The organism is Bosea sp. Tri-49, assembly GCF_003952665.1.
Lineage (GTDB): Bacteria > Pseudomonadota > Alphaproteobacteria > Rhizobiales > Beijerinckiaceae > Allobosea.
Window position 1 is genome coordinate 1,789,507 of record NZ_CP017946.1, and the last position, 24,804, is coordinate 1,814,310.

Below are 24,804 nucleotides of genomic sequence, written 5' to 3' on the forward strand. Positions count from 1 at the left end.
GCGCCGACCATAGTATCGTACTTTCGGGCCACGCGTCTTTTCAGGGCCCGCGATGACCTTCAACATCCTCGGACAACCGGCTGTCAGCGACGGTGCTCTCCACGCCAGTGGCCAGGTCACCTATGAGGACGTTGCTGCCTACATGGACAGCACACGTTATCTCGACCTGAGCGGGACATCGCGGCCGGCGCGGCCCACGCTGCCTTTCGCGCGCGGCAGCTACTGGATGGAGCCGGTCCGGCCCGATGTCCACGTGACCGGCTGCGATCTCGAATATCTGAACGAAGAGCGCGTCGTCGGCTGCTATCGCCCGAGCCTGTTCGTCGGCATGCTGACCGCCGGCGAGCACACCGGCTTCGTCGGCGGACGCTCGATCGCGAGCCAGCGCATCGGCGTGCCGACCCTGCTCGGCGTCGGCCGTGAAGTCGAGATCACCTCGGGCCAGCGGCGCGGGCAGATCTGCCGGATGAGCGGCTTCCATATCGGCACCGACTTCCTGCGCAGCCTCGCAGAAGACGGACCGGCCGGCAGTGCCGGTCTGGCCCGCCTGCTCGACGACGGCTTTGCCTTCCACGAGATCGAGCACAGCGTCGCCTTGCGGATTCTGCTGACCCAGCTCGCCGACAATCCCTATTCCGGTGTGCTGGCGCAGATCTATGCCGAGAGTCGCATCCTCTCGGCGCTGGTCGAACTGGCCGGGCTGCTGCACCAGGCCAGCGACAGCGCTATCCCCGTCTTGTCACGCTCCCATCGTGATCACGCCGAACAGGCCCGGCTGCTGCTCGATTCGCGCCTCGCCGATCCGCCGAGCGTGCCGGAGCTCGCCCGGACGATCGGCCTCAACGAGACGGATCTGCGCCGCAGCTTCAAGACCGCATTCGGTACCACCATCATCGACTATCTGCGCGACCGGCGCCTCGAAGTCGCACGCATGCTGGTCCGGCAGCGGCAGCTTTCGGTCGCGACGATCGCCTATCGCGTCGGCTTCGCCAGCCCGGCCAATTTCGCGACCGCCTATCGCCGCCGTTTCGGCCGGCCACCATCCCAGGATTTGTAAGTCTTCCAGGGCGTTCGCGCCCGCAAAGGAAAAACACCGAGCCGCAAACGCCGGGCGCGTGGAGCCCACTCAGGCCGCACCATAGAACGGCCGCAGGTTCAGCGGTTCAGAAGTTTTCCCGGTGACGGCAGCACATCACGACGAGACGGCCGGTATCGCCCGGAAGCAAGGTGAACAGACGGCCGCCGCACCCGTTTCGCTCGGTGCTATCGCAGGACGGTTGCTTGCTCTGATGCGCCGGCGCCGCGGCTTGCTCCTGCTCTCCGTCCTTTGCGGCACGACCTCGGCACTGCTCTCGCTCGCACCCTATGTCGCGGCGGCTCTGGCGCTCGCGGCCCTGCTCGACGGCACCGCGACCTCAAGCTGGCTGGCCTCGCTCGGCCTGGCGGCGCTCGCCGGCGTCGCCGGACGCCAGGCGCTGTTCGCACTCTCGACAGGACTGTCACACCACATCGCCTTCGCGACGCAGGAGGAGCTCCGCATCGAGCTCGCCGCCAAGCTGACGCGTGTGCCGCTCGGCTTCTTCGACAATCGCTCCAAGGGCGAACTGCGCACCGTGCTGCTCGACGATGTCGAGGGCGTCGAGGATGGCATGGCCCATATCGTGCCGGAGCTCAGCGCAGCGATCGTCGCCCCGGTCGTCGCCATCCTGCTGCTCGCCCTGATCGACTGGCGCCTGACCATCCTGGCCCTGCTGCCGCTCGGCTTCGGCATGGTGTTGATCGGCCGCGTCATGCAGCAGGGCGAGGGCGTCACCCGCGACTATCTCCAGATCCAGGCACGCATGGCCGAGACCGTGGCCGAGATGGCCGACGGGCTCCCGACCGTGCGCGCCTTCAACCAGGACGGCCAGGCGACGGCGCGGGCGCGGCGCGCCTTCGCTGAGATGACCGAGCTCTCCGAGAACTGGGCGCGCCATGCCGTAGTGCCGGGATCGGTCGCGCAGGTGCTCCTAACCAGCCATCTCCTCTTCGCCGCCCCTGCCGGGCTCGTGATGGCTGCAGCCGGCTGGATCGGCACCAGCACGCTCGCCGCCTTCCTCGCTGTGACCTATGGGCTCGGCGACGTCTTCTCCTCGCTGCAGGGCATCAGCCACAGACTGATGAAGCAGGTCGAGCTGCTCGATCGGATCGATACCGCCCTCGCCGCGCCGGAACTGCCCGCCGCTGCCGAGCCCAAGGTGCCGACCGACGCCTCGGTCCACTTCGCCGGATCGACGTTCAGCTATGGCAGCCGGCGCGTCCTCGACGCGGTCGAACTCGCGGTTCCGCCCGGCCGCTGCCTGGCGCTGGTCGGGCCGAGCGGTTCGGGCAAGTCAACCCTAGCCCGTCTGATCGCCCGCTTCCACGATGTCGAGGCCGGCGCCATCCGGATCGGCGGCGTCGATGTCCGCAAGATCACGCCGGATATCCTCAACGCCCATGTCGCCTATGTCTTCCAGGATGTCTTCCTGTTCGCCGGAACGGTAGCGGAGAACATCCGCCTGGCGAAGCCTGACGCGTCCGAGGCGGAGATCATTGCGGCAGCACGGGCCGCCCAAGCACACGACTTCGTCGCGGCCTTGCCGCAGGGCTATGACACGGTGATCGGCGAGCGCGGCTTCGGCTTCTCCGGCGGTGAGCGCCAGCGCATCTCGATCGCCCGCGCCATCCTCAAGGACGCGCCGATCCTTGTCCTCGACGAAGCCACCGCCTTCGCCGATCCGGAGAACGAGGCGCTGATCCAGGACGCGATCGCCGCGCTCGCCCGGCAGCGCACCCTGATCGTGATCGCGCACCGCCTGCACACCATCGCCCATGCCGACATGATCGCCGTACTCGATTCCGGCCGCGTGGCCGAGCAGGGATCGCATGCCGAGCTTTTGGCGAGCGAGGGACTCTACGCGGCGATGTGGCGTGCCCAGGAGGAGGTGCGCCGGCACCGCCATGCCTCCGGCCAGACCGATGCGCCGGCTGACGCTCGCGAGGAGAGCCTGGCATGAAGCTCACCGCTTTGCTTTTCGCCCATCTCGGCTCGGCGCGTGCGGCCTTCCTCCGCGCCATGCTGCTGACCTTCCTCGAAGGGCTCGCGGCTGCCCTTCCGGCGCTCGCGGTCGCGCTCGGCCTGCTGCGCCTGCAACAAGGCAATGCCGATATCATCGCGATACTGCCTTATGTGCTCGCCGTGCCGGCGGCGGTTGCGCTGCGCATGCTGCTGATCCGCCGCGCCTGGACGAATGGCTTCCATGCCGGCAACGTCGTCACCGAGACCGTCCGCAATCGCTTGCTCGACCGGATGCGCGTCGTCCCGATCGGCGCTTTGCAGCGCTGGAGCGCCGCCCGCCTCGCCACTCTGTTCAGCGAGGACGGCCGCTGGATCAACGAGGTCTCGACCTTCAGCCTGAACCGCCTGTTCGGTGGGCTCGCGGCCGGTGCCTGCCTGCTCGCCTGCGTTTTCGCCTTTGACGCTCGCACGGCGCTCTGCGTCATCCTCGCCTTCGCGCTCGGCCTCGCGGCGATGCCCGTCGCCGCCCGCGTGCTCCAGCGGTTGCTCTCCGCGCGCAATACCGAGATCGCTGGATTGAACCAATTGATCGGCGAATATGGCGAGGGCATCGCCGTGTTCCGCTCCTTCTGCGCCGGAGATGGCGCCTTCGCCCGCCTCGCCGACGCAGCTCGGCGCATGCGCAAGCTGATGCTCAATTCGACGCCGCAGGTCGTCTCGCTGCAGGGCCTCGCCGCCTTCGCGATGACGCTCGCCTTGCCGTTCGCGCTTCTTGCCTTCGCGTGGCGCGGAGAGGCGGGGCTGTCGCTCTGGCTGGTGCCTGCCTTCTTCCTGGCCTTGGCAGCGAGTCAGACGCTGGCCATGGCGGTGCTACCGCAGGCGCTGGTGGTCATGCTCGGCATCCAGGCCGAGGCCAATATCTCGCGCTTCCTGGCCGAGCCGGTGCTGGGCGGGCACGTCACCGAGCCTGGGCGGCCGCTGACGCTGAAGCTGGATGGCGCGCATCTGCGCTATGGCGCGGACAAACTCGACGCAGTGAACAACGTCAGCTTCGAGGTCAAGCCGGGCGCGACCGTCGCCATCGTCGGGCCGAGCGGCGCCGGCAAGTCGAGCCTGCTCGCTTTGATGCTGCGCTTCGTCGATCCGACAGAAGGCCGCGCCTTCCTTGGCGGCACCGATCTTTCGACACTCGACCCGGCCCGACTGCAGGCGTTGACCGGCTTCGTCAACCAGGACGTCCACCTCTTTCGCGACACCCTGCGCGCCAATCTCCTGCTCGGCGATCCGCAGGCGAGCGAGGAGAAGCTCAACGCTGCGATCCGCGCCGCGCGCCTGGAAGAACTGATCGCGGCTCTTCCCGATGGGCTCGACACCCGCATCGGCGAAGGCGGACGCACGCTCTCCGGTGGCGAGCGGCAGCGCGTCGCCGTCGCCCGCGCCCTCCTGAAGGATGCGCCGATCCTGCTGCTCGACGAGGCCTCCTCGGCGATGGACCCGCTCAATGAGCGCGCCATCCAGCAGGCCATCTCCGCGCTCGAGGACGGCCGCACGGTCGTGGTGGTGGCGCATCGCCTGCGCAGCATCGCCGGCGCCGACCAGATCCTGGTGATGGAAGCCGGCCAGATCGTCGAGCGCGGCCGCCATGAGGAATTGCTGGCACTGGGCTCTACGCTCGGCTCTGGCAGGCGCAGGACCGCGCCGCCGGCTGGAGGCTGCGTTGATGACGACGATGGTGGAGGGTTTCCGGACGCGCTCTTCTGGCGCTGACGGCATGCTGCGGCTCGGCATCGGCGCGGTCTACGCCGCCGCGGCCGTGCCCCTGTTCTTCATCTACAACATCCTGCCGGCGAGTCTGCGCCAAGCCGGGCAGCCGCCCGAGATCGCCAATCTCGTCTTCCTCGCCTATCTGCCCTTCGCGCTCAGGGCGATCTGGGCGCCGCTGGTCGACCGGATGGGCCGGCAGCGCGCGCCGATCTACCGCCGCATCGTCCTGACCTGCCTCGGCCTTGCGGTGCTCGGCATCGCGTCCCTGCTGGCCTATTCACCCGCGACCGGGGCGATCTCGATCACGCTCGCAGCGACGGTGCTGATCGTCCTGATCGCGACTGCCACGATCGCCCTCGACGGCTATCTGATGGCGATGCTGCCGGCGGTGGAGCGGGCGCGCAGCGCAGCCTTGCAGGGCAGCGGCTTTGCGCTCGGCGGGCTCGCCATGGGCCTCGGCATCCTCGCCTGCGACGGGGCCGACTGGCACGTCGTGGTCTGGCTGCTGATGGCAACGATGGCGGCGCTGGCCCTGCCGGCGCTCGCGCTGCCAGCCGCGGCGCCCGACGCGTTCCTGCCCGACGCGTTCCTGCCCGACGCGAATGAGATCACGCAGCGGGGGCTCTGGCGCTTCCTCGTCGGCGCCTCGTCACGGCGGCGGATCGGGCTGGCGCTGACGCTGCATGGCGGGCTCGCACTCGCCGGCGGCATGCTCCCGGTCCTGCAGGTCGATGCCGGCCTCAGTCTCGGCCAGATCGCGCTGGTCTCCGCGGCCGGCGCCAATGGCGTGGGTCTGATCGCCGCCTGGGCGACCGGCCTTGCTCTGCAACGCCTCAGCGCCTGGCATATGGCGGCAGTGATCAGCCTCGCCTCCGCGCTCGGCTTCGGCGCGATCGCGTTGGCCGCGCCCAAGGTCGGCCCAGCAGCCGCGATTGCGCTGTCGCTGTTGGTGATGGCGCTCGGCTACGGCTTCTTTGTCGTCTTCCGCGCCCTCGTGCTGAAGAGCTGCGGCGGCCCGCGCGGCGCGACGCGAGCGGCGAGCCTGTCGAGCCTCGACGCCTTCGTCTCGACCGTCTTCGCAATCCTGGCCGGGCTGGTGATCGGCCGCTTCGGCCTGCCGATCCTGCTGTCCCTCTCCGCCCTGCTCTGCGCTGCCGGCGTCGCCCTCGCCTGGGTCGCCGGACGCAGCGCTGACGAAACCGACACGACTTCATGATCAACCGGAGCAAGACCCAAATGGGCCGCCCTAACTGCGCTTTCCGCCTGCTCGCGACCACGGCGCTTGCCGCTGCCGCCTCGCTTCCGGTCGCCGATCTCGCCTTCGCCCAGAGCACGATCGAGCTCGACGAAATCACCGTGACCGCACGCAAACGCAATGAGCGGCTCTGGGACGTGCCCTTCACCGTCGACGCCCAGACCCGCCAGCAGCTCGACGAGAAGCGCGCCTATGACGCCCCGTCCGCACTGAAGGATGTCGCTGGCGTCTATATGCCGGGCTTCGGCGATCGCTCGACCTCGTTCCTGATCATGCGCGGCGTCGGGCCGATCCTGTTCCCGCTCGGCCCCGACGATTCCTCGGCCCTGACCTTCGTCGACGGCACGCCGCTGCCGATCGGCTCCTCCAATGCCAACTATCTCGACCTCGAGCGCGTCGAGGTGCTGAAGGGGCCTCAGAGCACGCTATTCGGCCGCAATACCACCGGCGGCGCGGTCAACCTCGTGCCGATGCTGCCCGATGAGACCTGGAAGGGCTACCTGCGGGCCGAGTACGGCACGCAGAACCACCGCATGCTCGAGGGCGCGATCGGCGGCCCGCTGATCAAGGACAAGCTCGGCGCCCGCCTCGCCTTCCGCCTGCGGGGCATCGACGGCTACGTCAACAATGTCGTCGGCCCCGATCTCGGCCGCGAGCAGAGCGCCACGGGTCGCCTGACGCTGCGCGTCACGCCGACGGACCGGACGACCTGGACGCTCACCGGCAGTGCCGACGGCACGGATGGCGTGCCGGTCTACTACACGCTGAAGGGCGACGGCTTCCCGATCGTGGCGGCGCAGAATCTCGCGCGTGAATCGGTGACGAGCTATGCGCTGCAGTCGAAGTTCGAGCACAGCTTCGAGCACTTCACCTTCACCTCGCAGACCTCCTACAACACGATCCGCTCCGACCTGACTTATAACGGCGCCGACTTCTTCCTCGGCAGCCGCATCAGCGGCCTGCCGACCAGCGCCTTCGGCAATATTGCCGGCAATTACTTCGACCGGAATACCGATCAGAACCGCTTTACCCAGGAGTTGCGCCTGAGCTCGAACGCGGGCGACAAGCTGCAATGGGTGGCCGGCGCCTCCTATTACCGCGACGAGGCGAAGCTGTTCTCGGCCCGCAATGTCTTCGTCTACGGACCGCCGGTCACGGGCTTCGACAACCTGCACCAGACCACGACCGGCCAGGCGGTCTTCGGCGAGGCGACCTATCCGGTGCTCGACCGGCTGAAACTCTCGCTCGGCGGCCGCTATACCCGCGAGCAGAAGGACTATGACGGCCAGTTCTACAGCGACGGCACGCCCAGCACGGTCCCGGTCTTCGCCGAAGCCGGCAAGAAGGACTATAATTTCTGGACCGGCCGCGCCTCGCTCTCCTATGAATGGAGCGACAAGTTCACCAGCTATGCCAGCATCTCGCGCGGCTACAAGAGCGGCGGTTTCGGCACCTTCAACTCGCTGATGTGGGCTGGCGTGCCGCGCACCCCTTACGATTCCTCGAGCACGATCGCCTACGAGCTCGGCAGCCGCGGCTCCTTCCTCGATGACAAGCTGAAGGTCTCGGCGGCGCTGTTCTACAACGATGTCAGCAAGGAGCAGATCCTTACCTACGATCTGCAGAACTTCGCCCAACGCTCGCTCAACCTTGATACGCAGAGCTATGGCGTCGAGCTCGATGCGAGCTGGCGCGTCAACGACAACTGGGAGATCGCCGGTGGCCTGACCTGCACCTCGACCGAGATCACCGACGTGCCGGCCGCTGCAGCCGCGACGCAGCCCGGCCTGAAGAAAGGCAACCAGCTGCCGCAGGTGCCGGAATGGGCCGGCAAGGCCTCGGTGACCTATCGCACGCCACTCGGCACGCTCGGTATTGCGGCCTTCGGCCCGGCGAACCTGCTCGCCCGCGTCGGCTACAACTATATCGGCCCGCGCTATTCGGAAGCCGGCAACCTCTCCAAGCTCAAGGCGGTGCACCTGCTCTCGGCCCGGCTCGGCCTCGAATGGGAGAAGGGCGAGGCCTACATCTTCGGCGAGAACCTGCTCGACAAGCGCTACGTCACTTTCGCTCAGCCCTACGGCACCAGCGTGCTGAGCGGCGCGCCGGTCTACGGCGCGGTCTATGCCCGCGGCGCGACGATCGGCGCCGGCACCTCGCTGAAGTTCTGAGGGCGCGAGGCGATGACGATCATCGACGCCTCATCGTGGCCGGTCGTGCGCTGGACCATGCCGCCCGTGATCCTGGACGATGAGGCCGACGATCTCCTCGCCGCGTTCGACGCGCTGCTAGCCCGCGGCGAGCGCTTCGTCCTGATCTTCGACGGCGTCGAGCGGCCGGAGCAGTCATCGCGCTTCAACCGGCTCTACAAGGACTGGTCGAAGCGTCGGCGCAGGGATCTCGGCCGGCTCGTCGCGGGGGCGGTCCGGGTCGAGCCGGACGAGGCCAAGCGCATGGCGCTGCTCGGCAAGCTGCTGAATGTCGCGATGGCGGCGTTCATCCCCTATCCGTTCAAGGTGGTCGGGTCGGAGGTGGAGGCGCAGAGACTGGCGAGCGATTGGCTGCGCAGCGGGGGCTGAGGCCTGGGGCGACTAACGATACAAGGCCCGCCGGTGCAGACTGGCGGGCATTTTGCGACCGCAAGTGCATACGCAGCCGCGGCAGCTCATTCACCTGGAAGAGGTCCACGCATTGAAGTGTGGGCAGTCTCCCCACCCATGTTCTGTGTTCCATAAGCGCTGGGGAAAACGCTCGCGGCAAGTCGCTGCGTTATGTCCAGATATTACGAACAGTCGCTGTAGAAATTTCAGATTTCTATTTTAGATCAACCACTTAAGAAAGTGGCTGGGGGACTAGGATTCGAACCGAACATGCCAGCTTCCTAAGTCATTGATAAGAATTAATTTTTTAAACTTCTAAGGTCACCGCTAAGGAAAATTGTTACGCAGTTTGTTACACGACTTGGCGATCTGGAGATCCTATAGGACGCCGCCAATTTTGAGCATGAATGCGGCCAGGACCAATGGCCCATCAGAACAGGTCGCCTTGGGCTGGCGGCTTGACCGCTGGGAACAGCGCCGGGTCGGTCGGATCATCTTTCTTCACGCCATGCGCGACGATCTCAAGCATCCCGTTGGGCAGCGGTCGTTGCAGCGCCTTCGCCTGCTCCCAGGGTGCCGTCATCCAGGCGGCGCACTCCTCCGGTGTCGTCAGGATCACTGGCATGGCCTTGGGGTGAATCGGCGCTACCTCGGCGTTCGGATCGGTCGTGAGAAAGGCGAAGAGGTCTGCGGTCTCCTCCCCTTTCTTCACCTTGCGTACGCTGGTCCATTGCGGCGCCCAAATCCCGGCGAAGAAGGCAGTGGGGCGGTGCTCGCCGAATGCGAACCAGACATCGCCGCCGGCGTCGCGGTTGAACTCGCTGAAGCTGGTGAAAGGCACCAGGCAACGGTTCGGCACGTCGAGCCAGCGCTTCCAATGCGAGCTTGAGGTGTTGCGCACGTTGGTCGTGCCGCTATCGGGCTCCATGCGCAGCAGCAGGTCGAAGTCGACTGGCTTGTTCTTCGCTCGTAGCCTGTCGGCGCGCCTCGTCGCGGCATCGAGCAGCGCCTTCTTCGATGACGGCATGCCCCAGCGCGTCATCGCCAGGCGCGCCTCGCCATCCTCATTGCGGATGATAGGCGCCTCGTAATCAGGGAAGATGCCGGGCTGGGGCGGCAGGTTGGCGAAATTTGCACCGCCATCGTTGAACGGGGCGAACAGCTTGCGCATTGCCTCTACGTTGCGGGTGTGGCTGTAGAGATTACACATCATCGCCCTCGCCAACGCGCCGGCGGCGTCGCGGCGCCGTTGGCTCGGCCGGGAGCATGTCGCCCTTGCCGCCTTCGATCAACTGCCATTCGAGCAGCGCTGGCGGCAGGTCCGGCGGCCCGACGCGGCCGATATCTGGCATGTAGGCCCCGCACTTGCGACCGTACTTCTGCGGCTTGTGCGTGCCGCTGTGTGGGTCCCATGGGCAATGCGAGACGAAGACCCGCAGCAGCCGACGCAGGGGTGCTCGAGTTCCGAATTGAGCAACGCAGTCAGCGAGCCGGGAATCGCCGCCGCGTTCGCAGTGGTGGCACCGAAAGCGGATCAGAACCCAGGGATATTCCCGTAGCAAGGTGTCCAAGGTCGGACGCTCTGGCGCCGGTGGTGACATAGTCCGCGTTCCCTGATAATGAGAACATAAGCGGAACATATAGCGTAGGAGTCAAGCCATGCCGAGGCCGCACAGCCCTGCCGGAACTCCCCTGTCATGGGAGCAGATGATGCAGATCATGGTGCCCAAGGATCGCAGCAAGGTCACCTTTGCTAATGTCGCCGACGATTTCGGCCCGGAACGAACCCACACCTTCGATCCGCCTTACGATATGGAGCCCAACCGCGGTTATTCGTTCTGGATCACGGCCGACGGCAAGCCGCAGCTCTGGCTGGTCGAGCAGCGCGGGGACCTCGGCTACTACTTCGTGCGGGAAGCCCGCGCGTGAAGAAGACCAGCGACCTCAACTGATGCGCCGGCGCCGATGAGCCGAGCAGATAGAAACCCGCGCCGCGCCTATAACAAGGACGGCAGCATGATGCAGCCTGCGACCGTCGGTTCCGACCGGCGACTCGGGCACACGCGTGCTGAGGTCTGGTGCAATGATTGCCTCAACCATGCTGAGATCAGGATGGAAGGCCTGCCCGATGATCTTCCGATTCCGGATATCTGCCTGCGCTACCGATGCTCGAAATGCGGCAGCAAGAACCTGATGTCGCGCGGCAGCATCGACGAGCACTATGAGGTCACCCAGAAACGGTGAGGTCTCAGTTTTTTCAAACCGCGCCTAACGCCCGGTCATTCATGGCTACCCCCCCCCGAGGGAGGGGGTAACGCGGGCTGGGCGATCGCGAGCACGGATAGATGTTTCGTCGGTCAGAATCAGCGGCAGAGGCACAGCAGCATTCCTCTGTTTTGAGTCCGCCTCATGCTCATCGAGATCCTGCTCCAAGGACCGAATGGCATCCAGATGTGTCGCCATCGCACGTTCGAGAAGCTGGCGTACACCGAGTACTGCCCACTTAGTTCCAGGTTGCACGTTCTTGATCTTTTCTAGCAGAAGAAACTGGCTATCGGTTGGCTTCTGCGCGTCAGGCATCGCACCGATCAGAAACCCGTGAACAGTGAGTGGACGACCTAATTCTGTCACCGCATAGTTAGACAGTTTCGCCATATAGGTTTCGAGTTGGGTCAGATGCTCATTGTCGAGCGGGATGCTGGGGCTCTTGAGCTCAACGACGTTTAGTACATGCGGAGCGGCACTATCGGCCATGACGAAAACAAGATCTGGCCTAGTCGAATCTTCTAACGCTGCGAATTCGTCGACGCCCAGGTGCTTAGCAAGAGCAGTCGAGACTTTTGTAAGGTCATGATCGCTGGTCAGGTATCGTGAGTATTCCGCTTTAATGAGCCAAGGATCGTCCTTAAGGATCGTGTGTAGGCTCTTTTCGATGCCCTTTTTTTTCCAAAGCTCATACTCGCCGCGATCAATCAAAGTCGTCAGCGCGGTGATAGCACTGCGCCGCCCGCGATAGAGTTTCAGCGCATCGTTCTTCTCGATGTCGGCAAGCTCTGCGAGATGGCCGGCGATAACCGTTAGCGACTTGGGATCGTGCCCGAGCTCGGTCAACCGAATAAGAACATCGCCGGCATTCATCGTGTCGATCATTAAGGGCGCTAGCTCGCGAAATTCTTCGCTCGCATAGCCGTGCATAGAGCCCAATGTGCGAAGCATCTTGCGCGCCGAAGCCCTTGTCTTGGTAGGCAAACGCTCAAGAACGCGAACGTAGGATTGGGTCTCTTCGGCGCTATCGAGCTGCTCCTCAGCAACTCCTTCGCGCCACCGAGCATGGTGCGCAAGCGCGATGCGCATCTGGTCTTCGACGAAGGCGATCAGCGCCCGCACGACCTCATTATCCTGCCGAAGCTGCGTCCGGTTGGTATTGACCAAATCGACACCGTGCCGATCGACCTCATCGGCGCGCACAATGCATTCCATGTAGCTCTGGCTGTGGAAGTTGTGCATGCCGGTGGGCAAGTCGAATAGCGACGGGCCGGCAGCGAGCCTGCCGTTGCAGTAGATTCGAGCACCTCTTTGCGAGACTGGCAGATGTTCGCCACGTGGGCGAAACCCGACAATGAACTGGACCGGAAGCTCGATGATGCCATCGATGTTAAGCACGGCCTCGGACAGGTCGCCGCGCGACATACCTTCGGGATAAATAAACTCGTAAGTCGGCGCTGGCGCCTCGACGATTTCGCTGTTGATGCGAACGGCCATCTGAGTCGGCTCAATGCCAAAAAAAGCTTCGCCGATGGTATGCCGGATTGTGTCGAGTGAATGCTTGACCGCATCCGCTTTAAGCCCGGAAAGGATGATGCGCGTACCCTGCGCTTCCGGGTCGAGTCCATATTCGTAGCTCGCTGGGATGCGGATGTTGGCCAGATCCACGGCGTGCTCGATCTGCCCATAGTCCATAACGAAGGTCGTCGCGTAGTTTTCTCCACGGCGCTTCGTGCGGATCGTGACCGTAACCGCAGCACCAAAGCCGGCTAGTTTGCCCAGGCCTTTGCGGCCCATGACATTGCGACCGCCGCTTTCGGTCTTCAGCACAGTCTCATTGCCCGTCCCGTCGTCTCGCCGCTTGCGGTTTAGCGGCAGGAACTTGTGTTCGATCTCGTGCGGCGACATGCCGTGCCCATCGTCCTCGACGATCACGGTGATTTCGTTCGGCAGCGGCGTCAGCAACACCTTGAAAGGATCGCGCTTGCCGTCGGCTACCTCCGCCTTAGCCAGCGCGCGCAGCTTCGCACGCGCCTCACCGATCGCCTCGATCGGGATGGTGATGTTGACCTGCTTGGCATCGCCATCGAAGGCATTCGCGACAAACTCGACCAGGCATTTGCCGATGGTCGTATACATGTTGATGCCGAGCGCCTCGAGCATGCCTCCTTGCACGCTCATAGGGAATTCGGCGGGCAGATCGGGAGCAGATGCGGATTCGGCGACTGTGCTCATAAGCAACACATTGCGCGAAATTCGCGTGCGGGCAAACAGGTAGTTGTGCCGGTTTGCCGCGCTTATGCGGCCTTGTCGACAAGATCGCGGTGCTGGGAGAAAACTTGCGCTAGGGAAACGGCAACGGCGGTCGCGAGCGGGATTGGAACGCCGTTGCCGATCTGGCGGGCGACCGGATAGTTCTTACCCTCGAAGATCCAACTGTCTGGCACACCTTGCAGACGCGCACCCTCACGAAGCGACAGGCAGCGGTTTTCGAAGGGATGCAGATAGCGGCCCTTGGAGGGATTTTGAAAGGTGCAGCGCAAAGTATTTGCCGGCTCGGACGGATTGATCCGCCCCCAGACGTCGGTCGCCTGACACCCGACCCGCGCCCAAGACGGCGGGCAAAGGTCCGGCCGATCGCGCATGATGTCGCGCTTATCGCCATTGGGCGGTACAAGAACAATCCGCTCCGCGGCGATACCCGCGGGCGTTGGCCAACGGTGCATTGGATCGTCGGGGACAATTGGCGCGAAAAGCGCGTCGCCCGCAGAGATACGCAGGCTGCCCGCCTGCGGACGTGGGACCGTGCCGATCCGAGAGGCGACGGTAAAAGCGCGCCGCCGCAGCTGGGGCGTGCCGAATTCAAACGCTTCCAATTCCCAAGTTTGGATCCGAAATCCTAAAGATCCAAGCCGCCGCGCCAGGCGACGCCATTGCGCGGACCTCAGAAATGGCGGGACATTCTCGACGACTACGAGCGACGGAGAGGCGGCCTCGATCCACGGCAGGATCGCCAAGCTAAGATCATTTCTGATGTCCGTGGGATCGCGCCTGCCGAGAGTGCTGAAGCCTTGGCAAGGGGGGCCAGCGATGAGGACGTCCGCCTTCGGAACGGCGGTCGCATCCGTGACCGAGCCGCGAACTGCGCAGGGTGAGACGTTGCGGCAGTAGGACGCAACAGCCTCCCGGTCCAGATCGATGGCCAGCACGGGATTGAACCCCGCCCGCATCATCCCCGCACTGAAAAGCCCGGCTCCGGCGAACAGGTCGATGAACGTCGGCGCCACGGATCGCTCCATCCTTGCCATGATCATTATATATTCATATAGATACTGCGCAAGGGACGAGAGACTTCCGTGATGGCGCATCACGAACCGTTAAGCGTAGTTGAAAGACAACGTATCACTGAGACGGTTACCGAATTCTTACGGACCCAGGGGCTTTCGCCTACCTCACTGGCTAAACGCGTCGGCGTCGCCCAGCCATTTGTGTGGAACGTGGCGAATGGTAATTTTCAGAAAATGACACCACGTCTTCGCCGCCTCGTCCAATATATCCATATGAAAACAGGCACTGCTGACCCAGGCGTGGATGGCGTCCGGGATGCCATCGATCGCTTCGTCGCATCAGGCGGCGACCTGCTTATGCTGAGGTCAAGCATCGACATGCTGACGGCTGCACTCGCGACGGAGCACAAGTTTTAGGTAATTGCTCGTTGTCCGATAAATGACAGCAGCGCAGGGCGTTTTGCGAAGGGCGAATTATGGCCTCAGCGATACGGGAACGGGGGCTAAGCCAAAACCGATTGCCGATATCGCTCGATGGCGCGCCGGATTAGTTCGTCCTCGTCTTCAGCTACCGCCGAAAAGCTTGCCACGATGTAGGCAAGCCGAACGCGCTCTCGCTCGTCATATCCCTCAGGCACGCTCGATTTGATTTCGTCCCAAGCGGCGTCCAGCGCCGCGCCTGCCCGAGCCAGGTCAGCCGGGTCGGTCAGCGATGAAAATGGCATCTCTTCCCCCGCAAAACCGCCAAAATCAGGCCGATCTAAAGTCCTTTAGATCGGCGGGAAGAGCAAACAAAAAACCCCGCCGGCGCGAATCGGCGGGGCTTTTTCATGCGAGCGCCTCTTCAAGCGCCATCTGGATCTCGCGGTCATTCCCCACGCATTTGTCCGGCAGGAAGTCGAGCGCCTCGCTCGGATGACTGAAGCCGCTCTTCGAGCCAGCACCTCGCCGCAACAGCATGACCACCCGACCGCCGAGCGCTCGGATTGGTGCCGCCTCATTAGCGAAGCGGACATCGTCGCAGACGATCCGCAGGGGCCTGTCGTCGACCAGGGCTTCCTCCAGGTGCCGCGCCACGGCCCGGCGCCAGGCGTTGACCCAGAGATCCGGCCCCAGCATCTGGCGGCCGAACTCGGTGCCGAGCAGCTGCATGAACTGCCTTGGCGTCTTGCCGCAGAGCGCTTCGCAGGGTTCTTCCTTGAGCGATCCGGACATCTCGGCTGGGGTGAGCCCGAAAGCCGCCGCCATCGCCTTGAGCGGGCCGGCGAACGGCACGCGGACGAAGCCGTGGTGCTCAACGAGATACTCCGCCAGCGTGGTCTTGCCGCTGCCGGCGAGCCCGCAGAACCCGATGACTGCGCTTTGATCAGCTGCCAACATCATGCCACCCTCCGGAAGCTGACCCATTCCTCGCCCTGCCCCGCCTTTGGCTCCTCGACGCCGATCTCCCAGCGCGAGGTGATGCCGCGGCGCGGGTGCACGAACCAGAGCGGCTGGCAGGCCGGCGCCGGCGGGGCGCGCAGAGCTGAGCGGGCATATTCGTCCCAGCCCTTCAGCGTGCCGGACACGATGACGCGCGGCAGCCAGAGCATCTGGTGCCAGTGGCCAATGACCAGGACATCGTAGTCGAGGCCGAGCGCCGAGGCCTGCTTGCCGACCTTCGTCTCGCCGCGTGCGATCGGGCCGAGCGAGCCGATGATGCCGTCACCGCCCTTCACGCCAAGCATGTCGCCATGCATCGCCAGATAGCGCTGGCCGAAGACGCGATAGTGCACCTCGTTGGTGTCCGGGATCTCGAAGACGAGCCGGGAATCCCCCGCGAACTCGCGCGCCAGCAACTGGTAGATCAGCCAGTCGAAGTTCTTATAGATGTAGCGCTTGAACTCCGGCTTCTGCGTCGCGCGGCCATGGTTGCCGGAGGCGCAGGGCACGTAGACCTGTCCGAAGGTGTCAGCGATCTGTCGCAGAGCCCAGGAGAGCAGCGAGACGCAGCGCAGGACGGTCGGGATCACCTCTTCCTGGTCGGTCTTGGCGAGCTCGGGATGCAATCCCCCGGAGACGAAGTCGCCCAGCAGATTGACGACGATGCCGGGATAGTTGCCGGGGCCATGGTTGCGGGCGATCGATATCGTCGCCGCGACCAGCGAGCGGACGCGCTGCTCGGCGATTCCCGGGTTGTAGACGTTCTTGCCACCGGTTTCGGTCAGTGAGACGACCTCGCCCATATGCCAGTCGGACCAGACTGTGACCGGCACTTCCGGGGTGCCCTTGCCACGACCATCGCCTGGCTCGATCGTCCAGCTCGGCGGCGAAACGCTCGCCGCAGCGATGCGGCCGAGGAGAACGCGCACGGCCTCGGTATCGAGATCCTCGCGGTGCTGGTCGCGCAGCTGGCCGCGCAGGCGCTTGACCTCGTCCTCGAGCCCGACGATGCGGCGCTGATCGGCCGGGGTCGGTTCGGCGGGCTTCGGCTTCTCTTCCGGCGCCGGCTTCGCGCCGGCGCGCTTGTCTCGCGGCGCGATGCCGTTTGGCGCAAGCTTGTGCACGCGCCAGGCGGCGGAGAGCCGTGCCTTCAGGGTGGTGACCGAGAGGCCGAGCGCGACGGCGGCTTCCTGCGCGGCCGAGCGCTTGCGGCTGCCATGCGGCAGCGGCCAGAGCGCGCCATCTCGGGATGCGGCTTCGACAGCCGCGACTGCCGCTGTCGCCAGATCGAGGGCGAGCGGTTGCGTCAAGAACGGATGCGGCATCAGAGACCGGGCTTTCGCGAGCTGGGGCGGGTTTCGAGGATGCGATCGAGCCTGTCGCCGAGGCGGTTGATCGCGTCGACCACCCGCTCCTCGAGCTTGGTCATCATCTCGTCGGTGACGAAGCGGCGGGCGGCGTCGAGCTTGAAGGCAGCAAGGTCGATCTGACCCTGCTTGATCTCAGCCTCGGCCGAGCGCAGGCGGTCCGCGAGGTTGCCGACCTGGCTGCGCGTCACCGCATAGCTGGAGGCGATGCCCACCAGCATCGCGCCGCCGGTCAGCAGGACCGCATAGGATAGCGAGATATCATGCATCAGCGGCCAGCCTTCCGGCCGAAGCCGATCACCGGGGCGATCTCCTTCAGCGTGTGACCGCCATTGAAGACCGCGAGCCAGGTCAGCGTCACCGAACCCCAGGACGAGACTACTTCGGTCATGGTCAGCAGCGGCTTCACGCCGATATTGCCGCCGAACAGGGCGCAGAACACGATGACGCACCAGCCGGCGATGATCATCGCCTGCCAGGCGCCACGCCAGAACTGCCAGGCGCCGAAGCCCTTGTCGATTTCGGCCGCCTGCGCATCCGAACCGCGCTGCGCCTCGATCTCCCAGAGCCGGATCATCTCCGGCACGGTCGTCTCGACGCGAGCGACGATCGGCGCCGCCTCGTCCTTCTGGACAGCCTCGGCCACGGCGTCGACCGTGGCGGGCACGCCGAGCTTGCCGGCGAGCCCCTCGATCGCCTTACCGGCGAGACCACCGACAGCGGCCCCCGCCGGGCCGCCGATCGCCGTGCCGATCACGGTGCCGAGCTGCGGCGCGCCGAGCTTGAAGAGCTGGGCGACGAGCCCGCCCAAGGTGGTTGCGAGATCCATGATCAGGCTCCAATGGCGCCGCGGAAGCCGGCGAGCATGCGGGCGACGAAGCCGGGCGGAGGAGCGGCATCATCACCGGATGCAGCCATGTCGAGCGGCGGCGGCAGCGGCGCGGCGGCGGGCGGCGCGTTCAGCGGCGGCAGCTTCGCTGGGGCAGCCGGAAGGTCGCCGGTCCAGGGCGTATCCCTGATCCGCTTCCACTTCGCAAAGGCGGCGGCCAGCTTCGTATCGTAGCCGTTCTTCTTGTAGCCGGGGCCGTTATAGCCGCGGGCAAAGGCGGCCCAATCATGCCGGCGGAGCTCGTCGTCGAGCCCGTTCGCCTTGATGAAGCGGATCGCGGCCTCGAGGTGGTTGTCCTCGTCGAGCGTGAAGTCCGCGACCATCGCCTGCACGGTCTCGTAGCCGGCGGCGACATGGTTCTCGCCGAGCACCTGGCCGAGCCCCCAGGAGCAGGCCTTGAGCGCCGCCGTCTCGTCGATCAGCAGCGCCCGCAGCAGCTTTGGATATTGCTCGCTCTCCTTGCCATAGGGCAGTTGGCCCCAGCTCTTGCAGGCGAGCGAGGCCTTGACCGCCTGGTCGCGGCGAGCGCCCGCGGGCAGGTTGCGATAGAAGACATGCGGCTCGAACAGGATCTTCGGACGGTTCTGAACGTCGAAGCCCCCTCCCCGCGTCTCGACCTCGATGAAGGCATGCACCTCGTCTTCGCCGACGCCGATCATCGCGCCGATGCGCGGCAAATCGATATCCTCCAGCCGCTTGGCCGGACCGTTGAACTTCAGCGTCATGGGAGGCCTCTCAGAAGGTCGGCTGGGGAACGAAGAGGCAGACGCCCTTGGACGTGGTGATCACGCCGGACTCGCGGGCGCCGCCATAGCGGCAGACATGAAAGCGGCCATCCTTCGAGGGCCGAGCGTCGCGCTCGGCGACGAAGATCCCGTCATGGGTGAGGTAACCGCCGGGAACGACGCGCGGGTCAGGCTCGCGCGCATCCGTGTCCGGCCCCATCGGCCAGCAGTCGCGGTCGCTGCAGCAATCGTAGGGGTACCAACTGTGCGCGCCCGCACTCTGGACGAGCGCGAGTAGCGCCAACGCAGCAAGCGCGAGCGGCATGGGATGCTCCGATGTTGGCTAGCCGGACGGAAATCAGGCGAACGCGGCGTCGACCTCTGCCGCCGTGGTGATCTCGCCGGCTTCGATATCGGCCTTCACGGCCGCGAAGGTGGCGAAGCTCTGGTTGACGTGCGCCTGGATGGCATCGCTGATCACGAGCATCGCCGCTGCGTCGACTGGATAGGTGCCGCCGTCGGCTCCATGCCAGGTGGTCGACCAGCCAGCGTCTGCCTCGGCAGCGACGCGCGCGCCGATGATCATGACCTTGCTGCGATCATCGGTGGCGATTGGAACGCCGGCGACAGTCAGTCCCCCAACTTCCTTGCTCCAGCGCCGATCGGCGGCATAGGCGACGAGATCGGCGAAGAGGCCGAAGGGCGCGAGCACTTCCTGCAGGGCGGCGGTGGTCTGCTCGCCCTCGGCGTCGGACGGCCAGGGAGTGGCGGAGCGGCCGAGATCCCGCCAAGCAGCATACGCGGCATCATTTTCGGCATCCGCGACGAGCCCGCCGCGCCCCGATCCGAATAGCCGGCCGTCGGCGGCGAGCCAGTACCAATCGCGCGGGTTAAACATATTGCCCTCCGGAGGAGAGTGTACCGACAGCATTGCCGGGCAAGGCAGAGATGCCCGCACCATTGGTCGAGATCACGCCGTTCTCGCTGGCGTTGTAGCGAGAGCCGGTTGCGCCGCCGCCGTACAACGTGCCGATGAACTCGACCCTGCCTTGCTGGGTATAGGCGAAGGCCGCCGAGAAGGCCGGGGTGCCGGTCAGCGTCACGGTGACGTTGCCGACCGAGACGATCGACCCGCTCGATCCGACAGCGTGGAATTGCGCGCCGCCGACGATCGCGTAGGAGCCAGTTGCCTGGATGAAGCCGCCATTGGCGGCATTGAGGTGGGCTAGGCTAGCAGTGCCGAAACGCAGGCCGGTGAAGGCGATCAGGCCACCGCTGGTCGCGACAAGGCAGGAAGAACTTGCGCCGGGCGCTTGTACGGTGATGTTCTGCAGGGTGAATTGCGCGCCGCCCTGCGCCCGGAAGGCGTTGCCGCTGGGCACCGCGATGATGACGTTCGCGGCAACGCCGGACGTGCTCTTGAAGGTCACAGCGCCAGTGCCGCCCGTCGCGCCGAGCGGCGCGCTGGTGGCGGAGAAGCCGGCGGTAAAGGTGCCGTCCGCGATCTCGACCGCTGCCAGAAAGCCGTTGAGGTCGTAGCCGTTGACGATCGTGTCCCAGGCCTTTTGCAACGTCGCGAATGGCGAACCCGGGTCGAGACCGTCATTCGCGACGTCGCTGCCGCTCGTCGAGACATAGAGCGTCAGATTGGCCTGCAGCAGCGTGCGCGAGGTGCCGGCCGCGCCGAAGAGTTCATAGGCCGAGCCTGTATCGACCAGCAGCATCGGCCCGGGCTGGATGTCGCCGCGGCGCAGCTTACCCCCGGCACGGCGTAGGATCGATCGCGCGCCGATGCCATTGACGTTGATGGTCACGTCGGCGCGGGTGTTGGCCGCTGGCGCGACGACGAAGACATAGCGCAGCTGGCTATAGCTGCCAGGGCCGGTTGGAGCCGGATAGGTCAGGGTCAGCGCATTCGCCGTGCCGCCGGCCTGGATGTAGTTGAGGCCGCCCGAACGGATCGCCCGCATCAGCAGGTAGTCGTCGAGATTGCTGTCGGGGACGCCGCTGGGTCGCACGACATTGCGCAGCTGCGCCAGCAGGATGTTGAGATGCGCGGCCTTCCACTCGGTGCCATCGCGAGCAGCAGGCGAGGTACAGTCCTTCGACCAATCGTCCTGGTCGCCCGGCAGATTGGATGGCGTGAACGGCGGGCGCGTCAGCGCGCTCCGCAGCGCGCTGAAGGCGCCCGGACCCCAAAGATTGACCATAGCTCAAGCCTTAGTTGATGGTTTCGAAGACGAGGTCGGCATGGGCCGGCGCAATCCGCCTGATCAGGCAGCGCAGCCCTTCATTGTCGGGGTCGCAGTCGAGCGCGTCGGCCATCAGCATCAGGCCCATGATCGGGCCGGTTGACGCGGGGACCTGATAGGCCGGCGACTTGGCGCGGTCGATCACGATGCGCCAGGTCACACCCTGCGCAGCTCCCATGATCATGGTGCCCATCAGGCCCATGCCCATGCAGCAATCTTCGACCAGGGTCGTGAATTCCTCTGCGATGGTGATCGACCAGCCGCGCCGCAGCGCTGCGGCCTCGGCATAGGCGGGAATGGTGTCGCCGACGGCGTTCACCTTCTCGCAGATGTCGGCGAAGGGGTCGCAGCCATCGGGCACGCCGTATTCGCGCGCCCAGATGTCGAGCGTCTCGGTTGCCGTCGAGCAGAAGAACTGGTCGACCATGTCGCAGACGCGCCGGTCGAGTGGGCCGAAGGCGGCGCCCAAGCCCGCAAAGAAGGCGCCCATGCCGGAGCCGTCGAGCGCGTCGAAGCCGCCATGGCGCCAAGCATCGCCGCGCGGCCGATGCGCGGCGAGCGATTGCGCCAGCTGCTCGTCGCTATGGCAGCCCGTCGTCACGGCCATGGGTCGGTACTCCGATCAGGAGAAGGCGAGCGTGCCGGGCACGGCGGTCTGGCCGCTAGAGAGGCTGATATCGCTGGCGGGCGTGACCACGACATGCCGCTGCTCGCCGGAGGCATTGGCCGCCGCCTGCCAGAGCCAGGAGCGCGAGAAGATCTCGGGGACGCAGAGGAAGGGCATGGAGGGATGCGGCTCGGCGTTGCCGGCGACGCGGGAGTTGCGAAAAAAGGTCGTCGCGATCTCCGCCGCGACGGCCTGCTGCACCTCCGGTGTATTCGGATAGAGGCCGGAGAAGGCCATGTTGACCGGCACCGCCTCGGCAATCCTGACGATCGGCAGCCCGGCTCCCGGCCCCGTTGAACGCAAGGCAGCCTCGACGATCAGGCGATCGCTCTCCAGCGGAATGCCGTTTTGCCGCGTCAGGTCGAAGAAGGGATAGATAACGACCGTCCCGCGGCCATGGCCGAGCGGCTCGATGAAGGCCCGGGTCACGCCAGGCACGGCGAGCGTGTAGCGATACCAGTCCGGCGCTGCGCCGCCATGCTCGGGATAGGCCTTGGCGAAGAGCAGGCGGGAGCGATAGGGCTCGTGCTCCTCGACATCTGCGCCGCCGCCGATGCCGCCAGCCGTGACCGCGAAGGTCGCAGGTCCGGTCAGGCCCGAACTCGCCGACAGCGCGGCCCCTGCAGCGGTATTGCCATCTCCGCCGGACAGGCTCGCCGTCACTGCGACTTCGGCCGTCCCCGCACCGGCCAGCACGACGCCGGCATCGGCGGTAAATGACTGCCCGTCGGAGCGCACCAGCACAGCACCGCCCGAGAGGGTGGCGGGGCCTGTCGCCGAAACGGTTACGCGCCCCCTGGCCTGCGTCGCCTTCTTGCGCGGCACCGGTGGCTTCATCTCGGCGCCATGGCGATCGAGCTGCTCGGGCGCGCAGGTCAGGATGAACTTCTGGTCGACGCCCCAGGCGATGAAACGCTCGAGGTTGAAATGCCCGGCGGCGATCACCTTGGCTGTCGGGCGCAGATTGTTGCGCTGCAGGGCGGCGTCGGCGCCCGGAAGCTTGGCGTCGAAGGCGCGCACCGTATCGGTGACGTGCTCGTCGATGGTCTTGATCTGCCAGGTCATGCAGCCCTCAGAGGATCTCGCGCCAGAGCCGCGCGAAGCGCTTGTCGAAGGCGATCTCGCCCTGGCGATCGGTGATCAGGATGTGCAGCCAGATGCCGCGAAGCGGCTGCTCGATCAGGCCGCTCTCGACCGTGACGCTCGCGGCGACGCGCTCGTCGATCAGCCAGGCCAGCGCTTCCTGCGCATAAAGCTTGGCATCAATCGCATTCTCTTCGGTCGAAACCTCGTTGCGCAGCAGCCAGAGATGGCTGCCGAGCTCGTAGGTTTGCTCACCTTCCGGCGCGACTTCATCGCCCCACCAGCCGCGCCGGTCCTCGACTTCGGGGCGCCAGCCTTCCGGTGCCTTCCGATCGGTGAAGAGCGAGATGTAGATGGCGCTGGCGAGCTGATCGGTAGCATCGAGGCCGCCGGGATTGACCGGATCGCCGGCTGGCGCGACACGCCAGTCACCGAGCAGATGCTCGTCGTCCCAGAAGGTCGACCAGAACAACGCCGGCTCGCGCCCGCGCTTCGGCAGGTTGATCGGATAGGTCATCAGATCGAGCCGGTAGGAGTGTTCGGAGCTGCCGGGCCAATGCCGGCGAAGACGTGCTGCGAGAGGCCGGCGGAGGTCATCACCGGGAAATAAGGCGGCTTGCCGAGATAGACGGCGCCGGCATCGAACTGGATCCAGTCCGAGGCCTCGACTTTCTTCTTGGCGATGCCACGTTCGTGGTTGTTCTTGCCGCCATGGTCGAGATCGGCCTTGGCCGGCAGCAGCTTCCAGACCGTGCCGTCGGCATTGTAGAGCGCCGTCGCACCGGCGGGCAGATCGCGCGGGCGATCCTTCGTTTCGAAGCCGAGCGCGAAGAGCCGGTCGCTCGATCCAAGCCGCATGAAATTGCCGACAGCGCCGGCGGGCGGGTTCGACGACACGCCATGCGACTGCGCCCGCAGCACCTCGCTGAACTGTTCGCCCTTGAAGCCGCGGACCGTGCTCTTCTGCCAGTCGCCGCTGTCGTCGAGCGAGACCAGCGTGCCGCGCGTGATCGCCGAGCTTTCCGGATAGAGGCCGCTCATGTGTCGTCGCCTCCGGCCTTGCCGGTGTCCATATGCTTGCCGGACTTGCCGCCCTTGCCCTTCTTGCCGCCGAAGGTGCGCGGATCGACCAGGGAAAGCTTGGCGACCGTGCCCTCGCCATCTGAGTCGGACTGCTCGAAGGATGCTTTCTTGATCAGCATCTCCTGGACCACGCCGAGGCTGGGGATCTCGCACATCACCAGCCAGCCCTTGGTCCAGAAGCGCTGTTTTTCGTCGCGCCAGCCGAGCACGGTGACCTCGCATGTCGTGCCCTCGCCGGCGGCGCGATCACGGTGCCATTTCGCCCGCTCGCGGCTGTCTTCCTTGCGGATCAGCTCGGGCGGGGTGACGACGCGCAGGCGCTTGCGCTTGATCGTCTCGTCCTTGGCCTCGGCCTCGATCTCCAGCGCGTCCGGGCCATAGCCGTCCGGCGCCTGCGCCTTGATCTTGACCTGGCCGAACTTCTTGCTGTCGTCATGCACCGCCGAGGCGTCGAGCAGCTTCGGCCAGGTGGTGATGCCCTCGCGGATCGCGCCGGCATGGCGCTTGGCGTTCTTCGCCGAGGTCGTCTTGACGTTGCCTTCCGGCGTGTCGGTGATGGTGAAGCCTTCCGAGCGCGCCCAGCGATCAGCGGCTTGGTGGACCGTCTCGCCGGGCCGGACCCGGAAGACCGTCTTCGGCTTGTGCTCGAAATCGACCTCGATCTTGACGTCGTAGCCCTCGGTCAGATCCTTGAAGGCCTCGTCTGCCTTCTTGTTCTTCCATTCGCCTGTCTTCGCCTCGGCCGAGGAATCGACCAGGTCGCCGGTCTTCGAGCGTCCGGCGATCGGCAGCTCGGCCTCGGCCGAGCGCAGCGAGGGCGAGCGCTTCTCGACATGGCCGGTCAGCAGCAATTCGCCGAGCTGCACCTGCCCGTTCTTGACGGCGCCAGCCTGCTTGTTGTCGCTGAAGGCGCTGTAGATCTGGATTTTCGGCGAGCCGGCGAGCGCCTCGAGCAATTCGGCCTGGCTCATCTCCGGGTGCTTGACCTTGGCCTCGAAGCTGGAGGCCGCCTCGTCGACCGCGCCGGCCACCGCGATGGTGACCGGGCGCATGTCGCCGAGCCCCGCAATCCGGAGCGTCACGATCTCGAAGGCCATGGCGGAAC

27 protein-coding genes are annotated in these 24,804 nt (G+C 65.5%); 9 read left to right on the forward strand and 18 right to left on the reverse strand.

The genetic code is table 11. The features are described from left to right. Window positions 1-52: 52 nt before the first annotated feature. From BLM15_RS08795 to BLM15_RS08820, 6 genes are all read left to right on the forward strand, one after another. On the forward strand, window positions 53-1,057 hold the full coding sequence (locus BLM15_RS08795; protein ID WP_126112277.1) for a helix-turn-helix transcriptional regulator: 1,005 nt from the start codon (window positions 53-55) through the stop codon (window positions 1,055-1,057). 232 nt (window positions 1,058-1,289) lie between these two features. Continuing rightward, window positions 1,290-3,038: an ABC transporter ATP-binding protein gene (locus BLM15_RS08800; protein WP_126112279.1), complete on the forward strand. Its 1,749-nt coding sequence runs from the start codon at window positions 1,290-1,292 to the stop codon at window positions 3,036-3,038. Continuing rightward, complete coding sequence (locus tag BLM15_RS08805; RefSeq protein ID WP_126112281.1) at window positions 3,035-4,807, forward strand: ABC transporter ATP-binding protein; 1,773 nt, start codon at window positions 3,035-3,037, stop codon at window positions 4,805-4,807. Before BLM15_RS08800 ends, BLM15_RS08805 begins: the two co-directional genes overlap by 4 nt. Further along, window positions 4,761-6,020 carry an MFS transporter gene (locus BLM15_RS08810; RefSeq protein WP_164547446.1) on the forward strand — a complete coding sequence of 420 codons (1,260 nt, stop codon included), beginning with the start codon at window positions 4,761-4,763 and terminating at the stop codon, window positions 6,018-6,020. Before BLM15_RS08805 ends, BLM15_RS08810 begins: the two co-directional genes overlap by 47 nt. A 20-nt stretch (window positions 6,021-6,040) precedes the next feature. After that, window positions 6,041-8,230: a TonB-dependent receptor gene (locus BLM15_RS08815; RefSeq protein ID WP_164547447.1), complete on the forward strand. Its 2,190-nt coding sequence runs from the start codon at window positions 6,041-6,043 to the stop codon at window positions 8,228-8,230. 12 nt (window positions 8,231-8,242) lie between these two features. After that, window positions 8,243-8,638 carry a hypothetical protein gene (locus BLM15_RS08820; RefSeq protein ID WP_126112287.1) on the forward strand — a complete coding sequence of 132 codons (396 nt, stop codon included), beginning with the start codon at window positions 8,243-8,245 and terminating at the stop codon, window positions 8,636-8,638. Between the two features lie 451 nt (window positions 8,639-9,089). Here the strand turns inward: BLM15_RS08820 and BLM15_RS08825 are convergent, their stop codons facing one another. Next, the gene (locus tag BLM15_RS08825) at window positions 9,090-9,869 is read right to left on the reverse strand and encodes an SOS response-associated peptidase (protein WP_126112289.1); all 780 of its coding nucleotides are present in this window, start codon (window positions 9,867-9,869) and stop codon (window positions 9,090-9,092) included. Continuing rightward, window positions 9,862-10,011, reverse strand: a complete 150-nt coding sequence (locus tag BLM15_RS31310) for a hypothetical protein (RefSeq protein WP_164547448.1) — start codon at window positions 10,009-10,011, stop codon at window positions 9,862-9,864. The genes BLM15_RS08825 and BLM15_RS31310 overlap by 8 nt, the downstream gene beginning before the upstream one ends. Before the next feature lie 307 nt (window positions 10,012-10,318). Here BLM15_RS31310 and BLM15_RS08830 point away from each other — a divergent pair, with 307 nt between their 5' ends. Next, window positions 10,319-10,588, forward strand: coding sequence for a hypothetical protein (locus tag BLM15_RS08830; protein WP_126112291.1), 270 nt, complete (start codon window positions 10,319-10,321; stop codon window positions 10,586-10,588). A gap of 87 nt (window positions 10,589-10,675) precedes the next feature. After that, the gene (locus tag BLM15_RS08835; RefSeq protein WP_126112293.1) at window positions 10,676-10,903 is read left to right on the forward strand and encodes a hypothetical protein; all 228 of its coding nucleotides are present in this window, start codon (window positions 10,676-10,678) and stop codon (window positions 10,901-10,903) included. 45 nt (window positions 10,904-10,948) lie between these two features. Here the strand turns inward: BLM15_RS08835 and BLM15_RS08840 are convergent, their stop codons facing one another. Both BLM15_RS08840 and BLM15_RS08845 read right to left on the reverse strand, forming a co-directional pair. Continuing rightward, window positions 10,949-13,159: an ATP-binding protein gene (locus BLM15_RS08840; protein ID WP_126112295.1), complete on the reverse strand. Its 2,211-nt coding sequence runs from the start codon at window positions 13,157-13,159 to the stop codon at window positions 10,949-10,951. 62 nt (window positions 13,160-13,221) lie between these two features. Then, complete coding sequence (locus BLM15_RS08845; RefSeq protein WP_164985400.1) at window positions 13,222-14,238, reverse strand: DNA cytosine methyltransferase; 1,017 nt, start codon at window positions 14,236-14,238, stop codon at window positions 13,222-13,224. 45 nt (window positions 14,239-14,283) lie between these two features. Between BLM15_RS08845 and BLM15_RS08850 the strand changes: the two genes are divergently transcribed. Next, window positions 14,284-14,628 carry a helix-turn-helix domain-containing protein gene (locus BLM15_RS08850; protein ID WP_126112299.1) on the forward strand — a complete coding sequence of 115 codons (345 nt, stop codon included), beginning with the start codon at window positions 14,284-14,286 and terminating at the stop codon, window positions 14,626-14,628. 86 nt (window positions 14,629-14,714) lie between these two features. On the opposite strand, the gene BLM15_RS08855 is transcribed toward BLM15_RS08850, so the two are convergent. The 14 genes from BLM15_RS08855 to BLM15_RS31315 all read right to left on the reverse strand — a co-directional run bounded on the left by BLM15_RS08855 (window position 14,715) and on the right by BLM15_RS31315 (window position 24,796). Beyond that, window positions 14,715-14,936 carry a hypothetical protein gene (locus BLM15_RS08855; protein WP_126112301.1) on the reverse strand — a complete coding sequence of 74 codons (222 nt, stop codon included), beginning with the start codon at window positions 14,934-14,936 and terminating at the stop codon, window positions 14,715-14,717. A 103-nt stretch (window positions 14,937-15,039) separates the two neighbouring features. Continuing rightward, window positions 15,040-15,594, reverse strand: a complete 555-nt coding sequence (locus BLM15_RS08860) for a nucleoside/nucleotide kinase family protein (protein ID WP_126112303.1) — start codon at window positions 15,592-15,594, stop codon at window positions 15,040-15,042. Then, the gene (locus tag BLM15_RS08865) at window positions 15,591-16,943 is read right to left on the reverse strand and encodes a hypothetical protein (protein WP_126112305.1); all 1,353 of its coding nucleotides are present in this window, start codon (window positions 16,941-16,943) and stop codon (window positions 15,591-15,593) included. Before BLM15_RS08865 ends, BLM15_RS08860 begins: the two co-directional genes overlap by 4 nt. A gap of 14 nt (window positions 16,944-16,957) precedes the next feature. Continuing rightward, a complete protein-coding gene (locus tag BLM15_RS08870) occupies window positions 16,958-17,269 on the reverse strand; it encodes a hypothetical protein (RefSeq protein WP_126112307.1) in 312 nt (103 codons plus the stop codon). Beyond that, window positions 17,269-17,829, reverse strand: coding sequence for a hypothetical protein (locus BLM15_RS08875; RefSeq protein ID WP_126112309.1), 561 nt, complete (start codon window positions 17,827-17,829; stop codon window positions 17,269-17,271). Before BLM15_RS08875 ends, BLM15_RS08870 begins: the two co-directional genes overlap by 1 nt. 2 nt (window positions 17,830-17,831) lie before the next feature. Beyond that, entirely contained in the window at window positions 17,832-18,614 is a 783-nt protein-coding gene (locus BLM15_RS08880; RefSeq protein WP_126112311.1) for an N-acetylmuramidase family protein, read from the reverse strand. Window positions 18,615-18,624: 10 nt separating this feature from the next. Then, complete coding sequence (locus BLM15_RS08885) at window positions 18,625-18,939, reverse strand: hypothetical protein (protein WP_236846615.1); 315 nt, start codon at window positions 18,937-18,939, stop codon at window positions 18,625-18,627. Between the two features lie 33 nt (window positions 18,940-18,972). After that, a complete protein-coding gene (locus tag BLM15_RS08890; protein WP_126112313.1) occupies window positions 18,973-19,512 on the reverse strand; it encodes a DUF4376 domain-containing protein in 540 nt (179 codons plus the stop codon). Beyond that, a complete protein-coding gene (locus BLM15_RS08895) occupies window positions 19,505-20,824 on the reverse strand; it encodes a hypothetical protein (protein ID WP_126112315.1) in 1,320 nt (439 codons plus the stop codon). Before BLM15_RS08895 ends, BLM15_RS08890 begins: the two co-directional genes overlap by 8 nt. Before the next feature lie 10 nt (window positions 20,825-20,834). Next, window positions 20,835-21,473, reverse strand: coding sequence for a DUF2313 domain-containing protein (locus BLM15_RS08900; RefSeq protein WP_126112317.1), 639 nt, complete (start codon window positions 21,471-21,473; stop codon window positions 20,835-20,837). 15 nt (window positions 21,474-21,488) lie between these two features. Further along, window positions 21,489-22,598 (reverse strand): baseplate J/gp47 family protein, encoded by a 1,110-nt coding sequence (locus BLM15_RS08905; protein WP_126112319.1) that lies wholly within the window; start codon window positions 22,596-22,598, stop codon window positions 21,489-21,491. A gap of 7 nt (window positions 22,599-22,605) precedes the next feature. Next, window positions 22,606-23,133, reverse strand: coding sequence for a phage GP46 family protein (locus BLM15_RS08910; protein WP_126112321.1), 528 nt, complete (start codon window positions 23,131-23,133; stop codon window positions 22,606-22,608). Then, window positions 23,133-23,657 (reverse strand): phage baseplate assembly protein domain-containing protein, encoded by a 525-nt coding sequence (locus BLM15_RS08915; protein ID WP_164547450.1) that lies wholly within the window; start codon window positions 23,655-23,657, stop codon window positions 23,133-23,135. Before BLM15_RS08915 ends, BLM15_RS08910 begins: the two co-directional genes overlap by 1 nt. Continuing rightward, window positions 23,654-24,796 carry a phage baseplate assembly protein gene (locus BLM15_RS31315; protein ID WP_164547451.1) on the reverse strand — a complete coding sequence of 381 codons (1,143 nt, stop codon included), beginning with the start codon at window positions 24,794-24,796 and terminating at the stop codon, window positions 23,654-23,656. Before BLM15_RS31315 ends, BLM15_RS08915 begins: the two co-directional genes overlap by 4 nt. Window positions 24,797-24,804: the final 8 nt, after the last annotated feature.

Coding starts and splice junctions, on each gene's coding strand:
- BLM15_RS08795 (WP_126112277.1), top strand. CDS start 53: ATGACCTTCAACATCCTCGGACAACCGGCTGTCAGCGACGGTGCTCTC.
- BLM15_RS08800 (WP_126112279.1), top strand. CDS start 1,290: ATGCGCCGGCGCCGCGGCTTGCTCCTGCTCTCCGTCCTTTGCGGCACG.
- BLM15_RS08805 (WP_126112281.1), top strand. CDS start 3,035: ATGAAGCTCACCGCTTTGCTTTTCGCCCATCTCGGCTCGGCGCGTGCG.
- BLM15_RS08810 (WP_164547446.1), top strand. CDS start 4,761: ATGACGACGATGGTGGAGGGTTTCCGGACGCGCTCTTCTGGCGCTGAC.
- BLM15_RS08815 (WP_164547447.1), top strand. CDS start 6,041: ATGGGCCGCCCTAACTGCGCTTTCCGCCTGCTCGCGACCACGGCGCTT.
- BLM15_RS08820 (WP_126112287.1), top strand. CDS start 8,243: ATGACGATCATCGACGCCTCATCGTGGCCGGTCGTGCGCTGGACCATG.
- BLM15_RS08825 (WP_126112289.1), bottom strand. CDS start 9,869: ATGTGTAATCTCTACAGCCACACCCGCAACGTAGAGGCAATGCGCAAG.
- BLM15_RS31310 (WP_164547448.1), bottom strand. CDS start 10,011: ATGCCAGATATCGGCCGCGTCGGGCCGCCGGACCTGCCGCCAGCGCTG.
- BLM15_RS08830 (WP_126112291.1), top strand. CDS start 10,319: ATGCCGAGGCCGCACAGCCCTGCCGGAACTCCCCTGTCATGGGAGCAG.
- BLM15_RS08835 (WP_126112293.1), top strand. CDS start 10,676: ATGATGCAGCCTGCGACCGTCGGTTCCGACCGGCGACTCGGGCACACG.
- BLM15_RS08840 (WP_126112295.1), bottom strand. CDS start 13,159: ATGAGCACAGTCGCCGAATCCGCATCTGCTCCCGATCTGCCCGCCGAA.
- BLM15_RS08845 (WP_164985400.1), bottom strand. CDS start 14,238: ATGATCATGGCAAGGATGGAGCGATCCGTGGCGCCGACGTTCATCGAC.
- BLM15_RS08850 (WP_126112299.1), top strand. CDS start 14,284: ATGGCGCATCACGAACCGTTAAGCGTAGTTGAAAGACAACGTATCACT.
- BLM15_RS08855 (WP_126112301.1), bottom strand. CDS start 14,936: ATGCCATTTTCATCGCTGACCGACCCGGCTGACCTGGCTCGGGCAGGC.
- BLM15_RS08860 (WP_126112303.1), bottom strand. CDS start 15,594: ATGATGTTGGCAGCTGATCAAAGCGCAGTCATCGGGTTCTGCGGGCTC.
- BLM15_RS08870 (WP_126112307.1), bottom strand. CDS start 17,269: ATGCATGATATCTCGCTATCCTATGCGGTCCTGCTGACCGGCGGCGCG.
- BLM15_RS08875 (WP_126112309.1), bottom strand. CDS start 17,829: ATGGATCTCGCAACCACCTTGGGCGGGCTCGTCGCCCAGCTCTTCAAG.
- BLM15_RS08880 (WP_126112311.1), bottom strand. CDS start 18,614: ATGACGCTGAAGTTCAACGGTCCGGCCAAGCGGCTGGAGGATATCGAT.
- BLM15_RS08885 (WP_236846615.1), bottom strand. CDS start 18,939: ATGCCGCTCGCGCTTGCTGCGTTGGCGCTACTCGCGCTCGTCCAGAGT.
- BLM15_RS08890 (WP_126112313.1), bottom strand. CDS start 19,512: ATGTTTAACCCGCGCGATTGGTACTGGCTCGCCGCCGACGGCCGGCTA.
- BLM15_RS08895 (WP_126112315.1), bottom strand. CDS start 20,824: ATGGTCAATCTTTGGGGTCCGGGCGCCTTCAGCGCGCTGCGGAGCGCG.
- BLM15_RS08900 (WP_126112317.1), bottom strand. CDS start 21,473: ATGGCCGTGACGACGGGCTGCCATAGCGACGAGCAGCTGGCGCAATCG.
- BLM15_RS08905 (WP_126112319.1), bottom strand. CDS start 22,598: ATGACCTGGCAGATCAAGACCATCGACGAGCACGTCACCGATACGGTG.
- BLM15_RS08910 (WP_126112321.1), bottom strand. CDS start 23,133: ATGACCTATCCGATCAACCTGCCGAAGCGCGGGCGCGAGCCGGCGTTG.
- BLM15_RS08915 (WP_164547450.1), bottom strand. CDS start 23,657: ATGAGCGGCCTCTATCCGGAAAGCTCGGCGATCACGCGCGGCACGCTG.
- BLM15_RS31315 (WP_164547451.1), bottom strand. CDS start 24,796: ATGGCCTTCGAGATCGTGACGCTCCGGATTGCGGGGCTCGGCGACATG.